Here is a 13,698-nt window from a genome sequence, read left to right as displayed (position 1 = left end):
CCGGGTGAACATGGACGTGCGACTGCACCCTGCGCTCGGGGGAGCGGCGATCGGACACAGACCGCGCGCCCGAGGGGGGACGTGGGCGGGGTCAGTTGCTCCGCGGACAGCAGCAGCGCATGACCAGGGCCGCGGCGGCGCAGTGGCACCGACAGGCGGACGTCCCGGACATGATCACCCCCTGAGGATGACGGACGTCCGCCCTGTGCGGGAGGGCCGTTCCGGTATCTGAGATGCACTCGCCGACATATGGACAACCGCCCGACAGTCCACTAAAAGCGGTCCAGTTGAGTCGGGATTAGCCGCGTACGCTCTCTCCTCGTGCCAGAGTCCCGCGCCGTCGATGCGCCACCTGCCGCGCTCTGCGATCGTCGGCCACAGGTCCCCGTCGACCGGCTGCTGGCCGAGATGGTCCCGCCCCGACACTTTGCCGACGAGTCCTTCGACACCTACCGTCCCGACCCCTCGCACCCGTCGCAGCGGGCCACGGTCGAGCGTCTGACCCAGGTCGCCGCGCAGATCCGCGACGGTGGCGGGGGCCGACGCTGGCGCAAGAAGGCCCCGGCCCCCGCGGTCTACCTCGACGGCGGGTTCGGCGTCGGCAAGACCCATCTGCTGACGTCGCTCGCCCGGGCCGTCGGCGACGCGGCGTACGGCACGTTCGTCGAGTACACGAACCTCGTCGGCGCGCTCGGCTTCCTGCCCACCGTCGAGGCGCTCGCCACCCGGCGGCTGGTCTGCATCGACGAGTTCGAGCTGGACGACCCCGGCGACACCGTCCTGATGTCCCGCCTCCTGCGCGAGCTGGCCGACCGGGGCGTGGCGCTCGCCGCCACCTCCAACACGCTGCCCGGCTCGCTCGGGGAGGGGCGCTTCGCCGCCGACGACTTCCTGCGCGAGATCCAGGCCCTGTCCGCGCGCTTCGAGGTGCTGCGCGTGGACGGCGACGACTACCGGCACCGCTCGCTGGTCACGGATGCCTCCGGGATGCGGGACGCCGACGTCCGTTCCGCGGTCGCCGGCCGACCGGACGCGACCCTGGACGACTTCGACGCCCTTCTCGCGCACCTGGCGACGGTCCACCCCTCCCGGTACGGCGCGCTGCTCGACGGCGTCGGCCTCGTCGGGCTCACCGCCGTGGGACCCGTGCCGACGCAGGACGTCGCCCTGCGCCTCGTCGTGCTCGTCGACCGGCTCTACGACCGCGACGTCCCGGTGCTGCTGGGCGGGTCGGGGGAGCGCGACCTGTTCTCCGCCGACATGCTCGCCGGCGGGTACCGCAAGAAGTACTACCGGGCGCTGTCCCGGCTCGGCTCGCTCGCGGCTGACGGGCTCGCGCTGGTCAAGTAGATTGACCACATGGCCGACGACGTCGTTCTCCCCGCCCTGCTCCGCGCCGCCCGTGGCGCCTACAGCCACGTCATCCACGCCGAGCTCGTCGCCGGTGGCTTCGACGACGTGCCGCGCAACGGGCCGTTCGTGCTCGGCGGTCTGGTCAACCACGGCGGGAGCGTCTCGGGGCTCACGCGTGAGCTCGGCGTCACCAAGCAGGCGGCGAGCCAGCTGGTCGACACGCTCGTCGTGCGCGGCTACCTCGAGCGCGTCGCGGACCCGCAGGACGGCCGCCGGATGACCGTCGTCCCCACGACCCGCGGGCGCGGTGCCGCCGCGGCGGTCCGCAGCGGCGTCGAGCAGGTCGACGGGCAGCTCCGGGAGCGGCTCACCGCCGACCAGCTGGACGGGCTCCGTGCCGGGCTCGTGGCCCTGTGCGACCTGCGCGAGGAGTGGGAGGACCGGATCCGCGCTTCGCGCCCGGCGCGGGACGGGGGACGATAGCCGCATGAGCTCCGAGACCCTCGACCGCCTGACCGCCGACCTGACCACCTCCATGAAGGCGCGCGACGCCGACCGCACCAGCATCCTGCGCCAGCTCATCGGCGCCGTGCGGGCCGAGGAGAAGGCCGGACCCGAGGTCAAGGAGCTCACCGAGGACGACGTGCTCAAGGTGCTGGCCCGCGAGGTCAAGAAGCGGCGCGAGAGCGCGCAGATCTACACCGACGCCGGCGCAGGCGAGCGTGCGGACGTGGAGACGCGCGAGGCCGACGCGATCGAGACGTACCTGCCCGCGCGGCTCTCGGACGACGAGCTCGCCGCCCTGGTGACCGACGTCATCGCGTCCGTGGGCGCGACGAGCATCAAGGACATGGGTGGGGTCATGAAGGAGGCGACGGCCCGAGCGGGCACCGCCGCCGACGGCAAGAAGCTCTCCGCGCTGGTCCGTTCGGCGCTGGCGGGGTAGCGGTCAGGCGCGGCTGACGACCACGAACCGCTCGTCGTCGTCCGCGTCGCCGAGCTTCTCGCTCGCCCGCGCGACCATGGCCGGCGAGATGTCGAGCCCGGACACGCCCACGCCCTCATGGTGGCGCGCGAGCGTCAGGCGAGCACGGTGATCGACCGCGGCGCCCCGACCACCGGTTCGTGCCCCGCGTTCGTCCAGGCGGCCACGACGGCGAGCGCCTCGCCGGTCCCGGCGGCCGGGGGCAGGGGTCCGTCCGAGAGGTTGACGACGACGTGGGCGGCCCCCCGCCGCAGCACGAGCCAGCCGTCCCACGGACCCTCGCCCGAGCCGCCGCCCCAGGTCACGTCCGTCGCGGTGAGGTCGCCGGAGGCAAGGTCCGGCACGGAGCGGCGGAGCGCGAGGAGGGTGCGGTACCAGTCGAGCATCCGGGCGTGCGCCGGATCGGCGAGCTCGGCGCGGTCGAGGGTGCTGGCCCGGAAGGTGGACAGTGCCTGCGGGTCGGGCACCTCGACGTCGCCGCCGTAGAGCTCGGCCCAGCCGTGGCCGCCGAACTCGCGGGTGCGGCCCTCGCGCACGGCGGCCGCCAGGGACGGGTCGGCGTAGGACGTGAAGAACTGGAACGGCGTGCGGGTTCCCCACTCCTCGCCCATGAAGAGCATCGGGGTGAACGGCGACAGGATCAGGAGCGCCGCAGACGCCGCGAGGACCAGATCGGGGTGCTGCCGCGACGGGCGGTCGCCGATCGCGCGGTTGCCCACCTGGTCGTGGGTCTGGACGCTGACGACGAACCGGTGGCCGTCGGTCTCGGGCGCGACCGGGCGGCCCCAGGTCCGGCCACGGAACGTCGACCAGCCGCCGTCGTGCACGAAGGCCCTGGTCAGCGCCTGGCGCAACGCTGACGGCGTGCCGAAGTCGGCGTAGTAGCCGTGCCGTTCGCCGGTGAGCAGGGCGTGGATCGCGTGGTGGACGTCGTCGGCCCACTGGGCGGTCATGCCCCACCCGCCGTCGGCCGTCGGCGTGACCGAGACGATGTCGTTCAGGTCGGTCTCCGCGACCAGCGAGAGCGGTCGCCCGACGGTCGACGAGAGGGCTGCGACCCGGTTGGACAGCTGGGTGAGCAGGTGGACCGGGCGGTCGTCGGCCAGGGCGTGCACGGCGTCGAGGCGCAGGGCGTCGACGTGGAAGTCGGAGAACCAGCGCAGCGCGCTCTCGATGATCCAGCGCCTGACCTCGTCGGAACCTGGCTGGTCGAGGTTGATCGCCGCACCCCACGGCGTCTCGTGCGCGTCGGTCCAGTACGGGCCGAACTCGCCGACGTAGGCGCCCGACGGGCCGAGGTGGTTGTAGACGACGTCGAGGCACACGCCCAGTCCCAGGCCGTGGGCGGTGTCGACGAACCGCTGCAGCGCCGCCGGCCCGCCGTAGGCCTCGTGCACCGCGTACAGGCCGACGCCGTCGTAGCCCCAGCCGCGGTCGCCGTCGAACGGGGCGATCGGCATGAGCTCCACCACGTCGACGCCCAGCGCGACCAGCGACGGCAGCTCGGCCGCGGCGGACTCGAGAGTGCCCCCGGGCGTGAACGTGCCGACGTGCAGCTCGTACAGGACCGCTCCGCGGACGTCGACGCCCTCCCACGACTCGTCGGACCAGTCGAACGCGGACGTGTCGAACACGCGGCTCGGACCGTGCACGCCGGCCGGCTGCCACGCGCTGCGCGGGTCGGGTCGGGGCGGGCCGCCGTCGAGGGAGAACGCGTAGTCCGTCCCGGACGGGAGGTCTCGGTCGGTCTCCCACCAGGCATCGGCGCGCTCCATCGGCACGTGCTCGTCACCGACGACCAGATCGATGCGGGAGACGTTCGGCGCCCAGACGCGAGGCAGCATCCTCAGCCCTGTGCCCGGACGAGCAGGGCGACGGGCAGCCGGTCCAGGATGCCCGCCACGTCGACCACGCCGCCGCTCACGGCGCGCTCAGTCAGGACGTCGAACCAGTCGCCGTCGGGCAGCGCGACCGAGTGGTCGGCCCACCCGCCGAGCCGGTCGACGGCCGCCGCGAGCCGGGTCGCGACGACGGCGACCTGGGGGACGCCGTCCACGGTCCGGGCGTACGTCAGCGAGTGCCCGGACGAGTGCGCGAGCGGCCGGAACCCCGCGGTCGGCCCGACGAACGCGTCGGGCAGGTCGTGCCGCAGGCGCAGCGCGCGGGAGGTGACCAACAGCTTCTCGTCGGCCAGGTCGCGCGGGCCGGCGCCGTCGTCGAGCCGGACGAGCCGGGCGGCGAGCGGTGCGACGTCGACGAACCGGCGGTTGTCCGGGTCGACGAGCACGGGGTCGGGGACCTCGGTGCCCTGGTAGACGTCCGCGACACCCGGCAGGGTCAGCTGGACGAGCTTGGTGCCGAGGGTCGCCGCCCGGACCGCGGGCCGCGTGCGGACCTCCCACTCCGTGAACAGTGCGGCGACCGTGGGATCGACCAGGGCCTGGCGCGCGGCGTCGAGCACGGCGCGTTCGTAGGGCTCGTCGGGCGCCGTCCACGTGGTGCGGGACTTGGCCTCCCGGATCGCCTTCGTCAGGTACTCCACGAGGCGGTCCTCGGCGATCGGGCCGTGGTCCGTCCACGTGCCCGCGAGCGTCTGCCACAGCAGGTACTCGGTCCGGCCGTCCAGCAGCGCGCTGCGGTACGGGGCCGTGGCGGCCCGGAGCCGGTCGACGAGCTGCGACCACTCGCGGGGAAGCTCGCTGAGCACCCCGAGCCGCGAACGCGTGTCCTCGCCGCGCTTGGTGTCGTGCGTCGACAGGGTCGTCATGCCGAGCGGCGACGCCACCTGCATCCGCGCCGCCCACGCCGAGAGGTCCGTCGGCGTCAGCGCGAACTGCTCGGGCGCCCCGCCCACCTCGCAGAGGCCCACGAGGTGCGTCCAGCGGTAGAACGCGGTGTCCTCGACCCCCTTGGCCATGACGGCCCCGCAGGTCTGCTGGAAGCGCACGATCAGCTCGTCGCGACGGGCGCCGCGGGTCTGGCCGGCGCTGCCCACCTCGCGGCCCAGGAGCAGGTCGACGAGCACGTCCATGGTGGACTCGCGCTCCGGCGAGAGCCGTCGGCGCGCGTGCCGGGCGGCGGCGTGCAGCACCTCGAGCGACTCGGGGTGCACCGGCTCGCCGGGCACGACGTAGGCGCGGTACCGGTCGAACGCGACGAGCAGCTCGACCAGGCAGTCCTGCAGCGCCCGCCAGGTGTGGTCGCGCAGGCGCAGGTCGTCGTGGCAGATGCCGGCCGCCAGGGTCGTCAGCCGGTAGACCTCCGCGTACAGCGGACCGTCGACGATCTCGCGCTTGGCCTGCTCGGCGATCCCCGGGAACGCGTCGGAGGTGTCGCCCGTGAGCCGGTGCATGACCGCGTCGAGCACGGCCGCGCCGCCGGGGTCGACGAACGTCTGCTGGATCCGCCAGAGGGCCTCGTAGCCCGTCGTTCCGGCGGTCTCCCAGTCGGCGGGCAGCGTCTCCTCGCCCTCGAGGATCTTCTCGACGACGACCCACGCGCCGTCGCTCTCGGCGCGCAGTCGCGCGAGGTAGCCCGCCGGGTCGGCGAGCCCGTCGGGGTGGTCGATCCGCAGGCCGTCGATCACGCCGTCGGCGAGCAGCCGCAGGACGAGCCGGTGCGTGGCGTCGAAGACGGCGGGGTCCTCGACCCGGATGGCGAGCAGCGTGCCCACGTCGAAGAACCGTCGGTAGTTGAGCTCCTCGTCGGCCACCCGCCAGTACGCGAGCCGGTAGTGCTGGCGCTCGACCATCTCGGCCAGGGCCAGGCTCTCGGTGCCCGGCCGGACGGGGAACACGTGGTCGTAGTAGCGCAGGACCGTCCGCGTGCCCTCGCCGGGGATCTCGACCTCGTCGAGCTGGAGCTCGTCGCGGCCGAGGACCGCGCCGATCCGGTCGCCCAGCACGGGCATCAGCACCGCGCCGTCGCCCGCCGACCAGTCGACGTCGAACCAGTCGGCGTACGGGGAGTCCGGCCCCTCGCCCAGCACCGACCACAGGGCGCGGTTGTGCCAGACGGGCGTCGGCACGGCCATGTGGTTGGGCACGATGTCGAGCACGAGCCCGAGGCCGGCGTCGTGGGCCACCTCGGCCAGGTGCTCCAGGGCGGGCAGGCCGCCGAGCTCGGGCGCGACCTCGTCGTGGTCGACGACGTCGTACCCGTGGGTGGAGCCGGGAGCTGCCCGCAGGATCGGCGAGAGGTAGACGTGCGTGACGCCCAGCGACGCCAGGTACGGCACCCGGTCGGCGACGTCGAGCAGGGTCAGGTCGGTGCCGAGCTGCACGCGGTACGTCGAGACCGGCACCGGCCGCCCCGCCGTGGGGAGCCGTCGGGTCGGGGTCGGTCGTTGATCGCTCATGCCGTCGGGCGCGGCTTGGTGGTGCGTCGCTTCGGCTTCTCGTCCGTGGCGCCCGCCGAGGCCGTGCGCCGCTTGGCCTGCTTGGCGGCCTCGCGAGACGCCTCCGCCACCGCCCCCGTGCCCGACGACGAGGCCGTCGGCGTCATCGGCGCCCGGGTGAGCACCACGACGGACTTCTGGGCGAGGGTCAGGTCCTTGCCGGACTCGACGGTGGTCCCCGACTCGACCTGGGAGTCCGTGTCGAAGACGGCGGTCCAGGTCTGGCCGTAGGCGACCTCGGGGATCGTGAACGTGGCCGTGTCGGGCTGCCCGTTGAACAGCACCAGGAAGCTGTCGTCGACGATCTCCTGGCCGCGATCGTCGGGCTCGACGATCGCGTCACCGTTGAGGAACACCATCACGGCGCGAGCCTGGTCGGCGCCCCACGCCTCGTCACGCATGTGGTGGCCGTCCGGCGCGAGCCACGCGATGTCGAGCAGGTCCGACTCCCCGCCGTGCTCGGCGGAGCCGGCGAAGAACCGACGCCGCCGGAACACCGGGTGGTCCTGACGGAGCCGCACGACGCGCCGCGTGAACTCGAGAAGCGCGTTCTGCGTCTCGTCGAGATCCCAGTCGACCCAGGAGATCGGGCCGTCCTGGCAGTAGACGTTGTTGTTGCCCTGCTGGGTCCGGCCGAGCTCGTCACCGTGCGCGAGCATGGGGATGCCCTGCGACAGGAGCAGCGTGGCGATGAAGTTGCGGCGCTGCCGGGCGCGCAGCGCGAGCACGTCCTTGTCCTTCGTCGGGCCCTCGACGCCGCAGTTCCACGACCGATTGTGGCTCTCGCCGTCGTTGTTGCCCTCGCCGTTCGCCTCGTTGTGCTTCTCGTTGTAGGACACGAGGTCGTTCAGCGTGAAGCCGTCGTGCGCGGTGACGAAGTTGACGCTCGCGATCGGGCGGCGGCCGGTGTGCTCGTACAGGTCCGACGAGCCCGACAGCCGGCTGGCGAACTCCCCGAGCGTGGAGGGCTCGCCGCGCCAGAAGTCGCGCACGGTGTCGCGGTACTTCCCGTTCCACTCCGACCACAGCGGCGGGAAGCCGCCCACCTGGTAGCCGCCCTCACCGATGTCCCACGGCTCGGCGATGAGCTTGACCTGCGAGACGACGGGGTCCTGGTGCACCAGGTCGAAGAACGCCGAGAGCCGGTCGACCTCGTGGAACTGCCGGGCCAGAGTGGCCGCCAGGTCGAACCGGAACCCGTCGACGTGCATCTCGGTCACCCAGTAGCGCAGCGAGTCCATGATCAGCTGCAGCACGTGCGGCGAGCGCATGAGCAGCGAGTTCCCGGTGCCCGTGGTGTCGAAGTAGTGCGCCTGGTCGTCGTCGACGAGCCGGTAGTAGTTGGCGTTGTCGATGCCGCGGAAGCTCAGCGTCGGGCCCATGTGGTTGCCCTCGGCCGTGTGGTTGTAGACCACGTCGAGGATCACCTCGATGTCGGCCTGGTGCAGCGCCTTGACCATCGCCTTGAACTCCTGCACCTGCTGCCCGGCCTGCGGGAAGGCCGAGTAGCCGTTGTGCGGGGCGAAGAAGCCGATCGTGTTGTAGCCCCAGTAGTTGGACAGACCCTTCTCGACGAGCGACGGGTCGTTGACGAACTGGTGCACGGGCATGAGCTCGACGGCCGTCACGCCCAGCGAGGTCAGGTGCTCGATGACCGCGGGGTGCGCGAGGCCGGAGTACGTTCCGCGCAGCTCCTCGGGGATCGCCGGATGCTGCATCGTGAGGCCACGCACGTGCGCCTCGTAGATCACGGACTCGTGGTACTCGTGCTGCGGCGGGCGGTCGTTGCCCCAGTCGAAGTACGGGCTGATCACCACGGACGTCATGGTGTGCCCGGCGGAGTCGTCGTCGTTGCGCTCGTCGGGCGCGTCGAACTGGTACGAGTACAACGAAGGGTCGCCGTCGATCTGACCGTCGATCGCCTTCGCGTACGGGTCCAGGAGCAGCTTGTTGGGGTTGCACCGGTCGCCCTTGGCCGGGTCGTTCGGCCCGTGCACGCGGAACCCGTAGCGCTGGCCGGGCGAGATCGCCGGCAGGTAGCCGTGCCACACGAACGCATCGACCTCCGTGAGGTCCCCGCGCGTCTCGGTCCCGTCCGCGTCGATCAGGCAGAGCTCGACCCGCTCGGCCACCTCGGAGAACAGGGCGAAATTCGTCCCGGTCCCGTCGTAGGTGGCGCCCAGGGGATAGGGACGTCCAGGCCACATCTGCATGCGCCCCAGGGTGCCAGCCCTGGAGTCTTCTGGCGCGTGGTGCACAGCGGAAGCACGGGTGGACTTCACCACACCCGCAGACATTGCGGATCGGGCGGCGACCTGGTGCGCTGGCTGGCATGAGCGCATCGGTGGTCGTCGTCGGGGGTGGTCTGGCAGGCGCCAAGACCGTGGAGGCGCTGCGCGGCGGCGGGTTCGACGGGCGCGTCGTCCTGCTCGGGGCGGAGACCGAGCGCCCCTACGAGCGCCCGCCGCTGTCCAAGGGCTACCTGCAGGGTTCCGACGAGCGCGAGGGTGCCTTCGTCCACGACGCCGGCTGGTACGCGTCGCACGACGTCGACCTGCGGCTCGGGGTCGCGGTGACCGGTCTCGACCTCGCCGCGCACGACGTCCTCGACAGCTCGGGCACCCGCACCGGCTGGGACCACCTGGTGCTCGCGACGGGGTCCGAGCCGCGGCGCCTCGACGTCCCCGGAGCCGACCTGAAGGGGGTGGTGCACCTGCGCACCCTCGACGACTCCGACCGGCTCCGGGCCTCCCTCGTGCCCGGCCGTCGCGTCGTGGTGGTCGGCGGCGGGTGGATCGGCCTGGAGGTCGCCGCGGCCGCGCGGGCCGCCGGGTGCGAGGTGACCGTGCTCGTCCGCGACCCGCTGCCGCTGCTGGCCGTGCTCGGACCGGAGCTGGCCGAGACCTTCGCGGACCTGCACCGGGCGAACGGCGTCGACCTGCAGGTCCGGACGGAGGTCGGGGCGATCGTCGCGGCCGGCGACGGCACGCACGTCGGCGCCGTCGAGCTCGCGGACGGCACGCTCGTCGACGCCGACCTGGTCGTCGTCGGCGTCGGCGCGGCACCGCGGGTGGACCTGGCGCGCGACGCCGGGCTGAACGTCGAGGACGGTGTCCTCGTCGACGCCCACCTGCGCTCGTCGAACCCGCACGTGCTCGCGGTGGGCGACATCGCCCGCGCCCACCACCCGTTCCTGGGCACCCACGTCCGGGTCGAGCACTGGGCCAACGCGCTGAACCAGCCCGCCACCGCGGCGGCCACGATCCTCGGCCGCGACGAGCCGTACGACAAGCTGCCCTACTTCTTCTCGGACCAGTTCGACCTCGGCATGGAGTACGTCGGCTGGGTGGGACCGCACGGCTACGACCGGGTGGTGGTGCGCGGCGACCTGGTCGGGCGCGAGTGCATCGCGTTCTGGCTGCGGAACGGTCGCGTGCTCGCCGGCATGAACGTCAACGTGTGGGACGTGGTCGACGACGTGCAGGCACTCATCCGCTCGCGCGCCCAGGTCGACGCGGACCGGCTGGCCGACCTGGACGTGCCGCTGGGCGAGGTGGTCAGCGGCTCGTGAGGACGACGAGCTGCTGCGTCGCGCGGGTCATCGACACGTAGCGGTCGACCGCCCCCTCGATGCCCTCGCCGAACCTGTCGGGGTCGACCAGGACGACCAGGTCGAACTCGAGCCCCTTGGCCAGCTCGGGCGTCAGCGACCGGACGCGTGGTGTCGCGACGAAGGACGGGTCGCCGATCACGCAGCCGATGCCCTCGGCGTGCTCCGCGGACCAGTCCTCGAGGATCGTGTCGAGGTCGGCCACCGAGCCGTGCGCGACCGGGACCCCTGTGCTGCGGATCGAGGTCGGCACGTTCGCGTCGGGCAGCGCGGCCCGGATGACCGGCTCGGCCTGCTCCATGACCTCCTGGGGCGTCCGGTAGTTGATGCTCAGCGTCGCGAGCGTGAGCTGGTCGAGGCCCACACGCTCCAGCCGCTCCTGCCACGACTCGGTGAACCCGTGCCGGGCCTGCGCGCGGTCCCCGACGATGGTGAGGCTCCGCGACGGGCAGCGGCTCAGCAGCATCCGCCACTGCGCGTCGGTCAGCTCCTGGGCCTCGTCGACGACGACGTGCGCGAACGGCCCGGCGAGCACGTCCGGGTCCGGGGCGGGCAGCGCGGTCTCGTCGACGAGCGCGTCGCGCAGGTCCTGGCCGCGCAGCATGCTCATGACGGCGAGCTCCGAGTCGTCGGACTCGATGAGGTCGTCGACGATCTGGTTCATGTACTCGCGCTCGGCCGCGAGCGTCGCCTCGTGCCGCCGCCTGCGCTCCGACGCCTCCGCGTCGCCCAGTCGCTGGCGTGCGGCGTCGAGGAGCGGCAGGTCGTCCACGGTCCACGCCTGCGCGTCGGCCCGCTGCAGCACCCGGACCTGCGACGGCTCGAGCCACGGTGCGCACAGGCGCAGGTAGGCGGGCACCGACCACAGGTCGCCGACGAGGTCGGTGGGCTCGAGCATCGGCCAGGCGCGGTTCAGGGTGCGGACGAGGTCCTTGTTGCCGAGCAGCGCCCGGCGGAGCACGTCTGCGGGGACGTCGTCGTCGTCGACCTTGTCGGCCAGGATCGTGAGCACGGCGTCGAGGACCTGCTCGCGGGCCTCGTTGTGCGGCGTGCCGCGCTCCGGCGCGTCGAACGCCTCGGCCCAGTCCGCCGAGCTGAGCCACAGGTCGGCCCACTCCGTCTCGACCTCCATGCCCTCGGTGGGCGGCCGCTCGTAGAACCGGACGGCGGGCTCGATCGCCCCCACCATCGCCGCCGACGACTTCAGGCGGGAGACCTCGGGGTCGGCCTCGACCCGCGCGGTGGCTCCCTCCAGGACGAGGTCGCGCAGCGTGCAGGTCTGGACGCCCTCCTCGCCGAGGCTGGGCAGGACGTCGCCGACGTACGCCAGGTACGGCTCGTGCGGGCCGACGAACAGCACGCCGCCGCGGTGGTGACCGAGGCGCGGGTCGGAGTAGAGCAGGTAGGCCGCGCGGTGCAGTGCCACGACGGTCTTGCCGGTCCCGGGTCCGCCGTCGACGACGAGCGCGCCGCGGGACCCGGCGCGGATGATCGCGTCCTGGTCGGCCGCGATCGTGCCGAGGACGTCGCGCATCCGTGCCGAGCGGTCGGTGCCGAGGCTCGCGACGAACGCGGACTGGTCGTCGAGCGCGGCGTTGCTGGTGAGGCCCTCGGGGGTGAAGACCTCGTCCCAGTAGTCGCCGATGCGCCCGCGCGTCCACCGGTACCGGCGGCGGCTGACGAGTCCCATCCGGTTCGCGTGGGTGGCGCCGAAGAACGGCTCGGCGGCGGGGGAGCGCCAGTCGAGGAGCAGCCGCCGGCCCGCGGCGTCCGTGAGACCCAGTCGTCCGATGTAGACGGGACCGTCGGCGGTGACGATGCGGCCGAGGCAGAGGTCGAGGCCGTACCGGCGCAGGGTCCGCAGGCGGGCGGTCAGCCGGTGGACCTCCTGGTCGCGCTCCAGCGCCTGCGTGCCGCCGCGGCCCGGCGCCCTGCGCTCGGCGTCCAGCCGGGTCGACAGGTCCGCGATGCTCTCCTCGAGAGTCGCAGCGATCGCGGCGAAGTGCTCCTCGTCGTCCGCGACGAGGGTCGGGTCGGCCTTGGCGGCGAGTCGGTCGGGAAGGTCGAACGCGCTCACACCGGTGCTCCGATGTCCGTGGATGGTGGTCACGGCTGGCGATTCTGCGCGCCGACGGGGGCCTTGCCGCAAGCCCCCGGTCGCGCTATACCTTGGAAGTGGAAGGAGGCCGGGCCTCCTTCCTTTCGTGCGTCTAGGCCAGCGTCCGGTCGACCGCGCGACGGACCACCTCGTCGTCGTCGGCCCCCTGGGCCCGCCAACCCAGCTGCTGGATCGCGCCGTTGCCCCGCCGCAGCAGGGTCGTCACCTGGTGCTCGACCCACTCCAGGTCCCCGTTCGCCAGCAGCGCGGGCCGGACGTGGTCGACGAGCGTGCCGACGGCCTCCGCCGCAGGGACGGGCGTGCCGGTGAAGGGGTCGACGAGGTCGCCGGACAGGCCCGACCGCGCGGCCCGCCAGCCGGCCGCCCGCAGGAGCTCCGTCCGGGGCTGCTCGATCGTGGCGCGGGTGTCCGCGAGCGCGCGGACGAGGGCGGCCTGCAGCGCCGCGTCGCCCGCGTCGAGGCAGACGTCCGCGACCCGGACCTCGACGGTCGGGTACCGCGACGACAGCCGGGCGTCGAAGTAGACCATCCCCTCGTCGAGGATCGCGCCCGTGCGCAGCAGGCCGTCGATGACCGCGCGGTAGCCGGCCGCGTCGCCGAACGGCGCCGTCGGGCCGGCGGTGGGCCAGCGACCCCAGACCTGCGAGCGGTAGCTGGCGTACCCGGTGGTCGTGCCCTGCCACGACGGGCTGTTGCCGGAGAGGGCCAGCAGGATCGCCGTCCAGGGCCGCAGGTCGTCGAGGATCCGCACGCCCTCCTCGTCGTCGGCGACCTCGACGTGCACGTGGCACCCGCACGTCAGCTGGTCCCGCGCCGTCTGGCCGAACTCCGCCCGGATCGCGTACGCGCGCTTGTCGGGCAGGACGGTCGACTCGACGGCCTGCGGGGGCGTGGCCAGGGCGGCCACCCGCGCGCCCGCCCGACCGGCCAGCTCGTCCGCCCGGGAGCGGCCGGACCGGATCTGCTCGACGAGGTCCGCGAGGTCCGTGCACGGGTGCGTCGACGTCTCGATCTGCTCCTGCTTGAACTCCTTCTCCAGGTCGCCGCCGGGTTCGTCGCCCGACGACGGCTCGTCCGCTGCGTGCCGCAGGACCGCGGGGGCGACCGCGTGGGGCTGCCCCTCGGGCGTGACGAGCAGGAACTCCTCCTCGACGCCGACGCTCCGCATCGGCTCAGTCTGGGGGAGTCTTCTGCGACGCGCTCGGCAACGCTCGCCGATCCACCCACCTGCCCGG

The 13,698-nt window shown here is 73.0% G+C and carries 9 protein-coding genes; 4 read left to right on the top strand and 5 right to left on the bottom strand.

Annotated features, from left to right (window positions below):
* The first annotated feature begins 321 nt into the window (after positions 1 to 321).
* From zapE to AC1DZC_RS05455, 3 genes are read left to right on the top strand one after another with little or no spacing between them, the layout of a single operon-like run.
* Entirely contained in the window at positions 322 to 1,350 is a 1,029-nt protein-coding gene (zapE, locus tag AC1DZC_RS05465) for a cell division protein ZapE (RefSeq protein WP_477042521.1), read from the top strand.
* A 9-nt stretch (positions 1,351 to 1,359) separates the two neighbouring features.
* Entirely contained in the window at positions 1,360 to 1,836 is a 477-nt protein-coding gene (locus AC1DZC_RS05460) for a MarR family winged helix-turn-helix transcriptional regulator (RefSeq protein WP_477040427.1), read from the top strand.
* Between the two features lie 4 nt (positions 1,837 to 1,840).
* Positions 1,841 to 2,299 carry a GatB/YqeY domain-containing protein gene (locus AC1DZC_RS05455; protein WP_477042520.1) on the top strand — a complete coding sequence of 153 codons (459 nt, stop codon included), beginning with the start codon at positions 1,841 to 1,843 and terminating at the stop codon, positions 2,297 to 2,299.
* A gap of 134 nt (positions 2,300 to 2,433) precedes the next feature.
* On the opposite strand, the gene treZ is transcribed toward AC1DZC_RS05455, so the two are convergent.
* From treZ to glgX, 3 genes are read right to left on the bottom strand one after another with little or no spacing between them, the layout of a single operon-like run.
* Positions 2,434 to 4,182, bottom strand: a complete 1,749-nt coding sequence (gene treZ / locus AC1DZC_RS05450) for a malto-oligosyltrehalose trehalohydrolase (protein ID WP_477042519.1) — start codon at positions 4,180 to 4,182, stop codon at positions 2,434 to 2,436.
* 2 nt (positions 4,183 to 4,184) lie between these two features.
* Positions 4,185 to 6,695 carry a malto-oligosyltrehalose synthase gene (gene treY / locus AC1DZC_RS05445; protein ID WP_477042518.1) on the bottom strand — a complete coding sequence of 837 codons (2,511 nt, stop codon included), beginning with the start codon at positions 6,693 to 6,695 and terminating at the stop codon, positions 4,185 to 4,187.
* Complete coding sequence (gene glgX / locus AC1DZC_RS05440) at positions 6,692 to 8,947, bottom strand: glycogen debranching protein GlgX (protein WP_477040423.1); 2,256 nt, start codon at positions 8,945 to 8,947, stop codon at positions 6,692 to 6,694. Before glgX ends, treY begins: the two co-directional genes overlap by 4 nt.
* A 119-nt stretch (positions 8,948 to 9,066) precedes the next feature.
* Here glgX and AC1DZC_RS05435 point away from each other — a divergent pair, with 119 nt between their 5' ends.
* Positions 9,067 to 10,305 carry an NAD(P)/FAD-dependent oxidoreductase gene (locus AC1DZC_RS05435; protein ID WP_477042517.1) on the top strand — a complete coding sequence of 413 codons (1,239 nt, stop codon included), beginning with the start codon at positions 9,067 to 9,069 and terminating at the stop codon, positions 10,303 to 10,305.
* Here the strand turns inward: AC1DZC_RS05435 and helR are convergent.
* Complete coding sequence (helR, locus tag AC1DZC_RS05430; RefSeq protein WP_477042516.1) at positions 10,292 to 12,454, bottom strand: RNA polymerase recycling motor ATPase HelR; 2,163 nt, start codon at positions 12,452 to 12,454, stop codon at positions 10,292 to 10,294. The genes AC1DZC_RS05435 and helR overlap by 14 nt on opposite strands.
* 100 nt (positions 12,455 to 12,554) lie before the next feature.
* A complete protein-coding gene (locus tag AC1DZC_RS05425) occupies positions 12,555 to 13,631 on the bottom strand; it encodes a carboxylate-amine ligase (RefSeq protein WP_477042515.1) in 1,077 nt (358 codons plus the stop codon).
* Between the last annotated feature and the right edge of the window lie 67 nt (positions 13,632 to 13,698).

The sequence above is a fragment of the Cellulomonas sp. P2_B4 genome (assembly GCF_056404795.1).
Note: the sequence above shows the minus strand (reverse complement) of the source record. Positions and strands in the feature narration are given on the sequence as shown.

Excerpts from the sequence above, each read along its gene's own strand:
- glgX (WP_477040423.1), bottom strand. The coding sequence starts at position 8,947 with ATGCAGATGTGGCCTGGACGTCCCTATCCCCTGGGCGCCACCTACGAC.
- AC1DZC_RS05425 (WP_477042515.1), bottom strand. The coding sequence starts at position 13,631 with ATGCGGAGCGTCGGCGTCGAGGAGGAGTTCCTGCTCGTCACGCCCGAG.
- AC1DZC_RS05455 (WP_477042520.1), top strand. The coding sequence starts at position 1,841 with ATGAGCTCCGAGACCCTCGACCGCCTGACCGCCGACCTGACCACCTCC.
- AC1DZC_RS05435 (WP_477042517.1), top strand. The coding sequence starts at position 9,067 with ATGAGCGCATCGGTGGTCGTCGTCGGGGGTGGTCTGGCAGGCGCCAAG.
- treZ (WP_477042519.1), bottom strand. The coding sequence starts at position 4,182 with ATGCTGCCTCGCGTCTGGGCGCCGAACGTCTCCCGCATCGATCTGGTC.
- AC1DZC_RS05460 (WP_477040427.1), top strand. The coding sequence starts at position 1,360 with ATGGCCGACGACGTCGTTCTCCCCGCCCTGCTCCGCGCCGCCCGTGGC.
- treY (WP_477042518.1), bottom strand. The coding sequence starts at position 6,695 with ATGAGCGATCAACGACCGACCCCGACCCGACGGCTCCCCACGGCGGGG.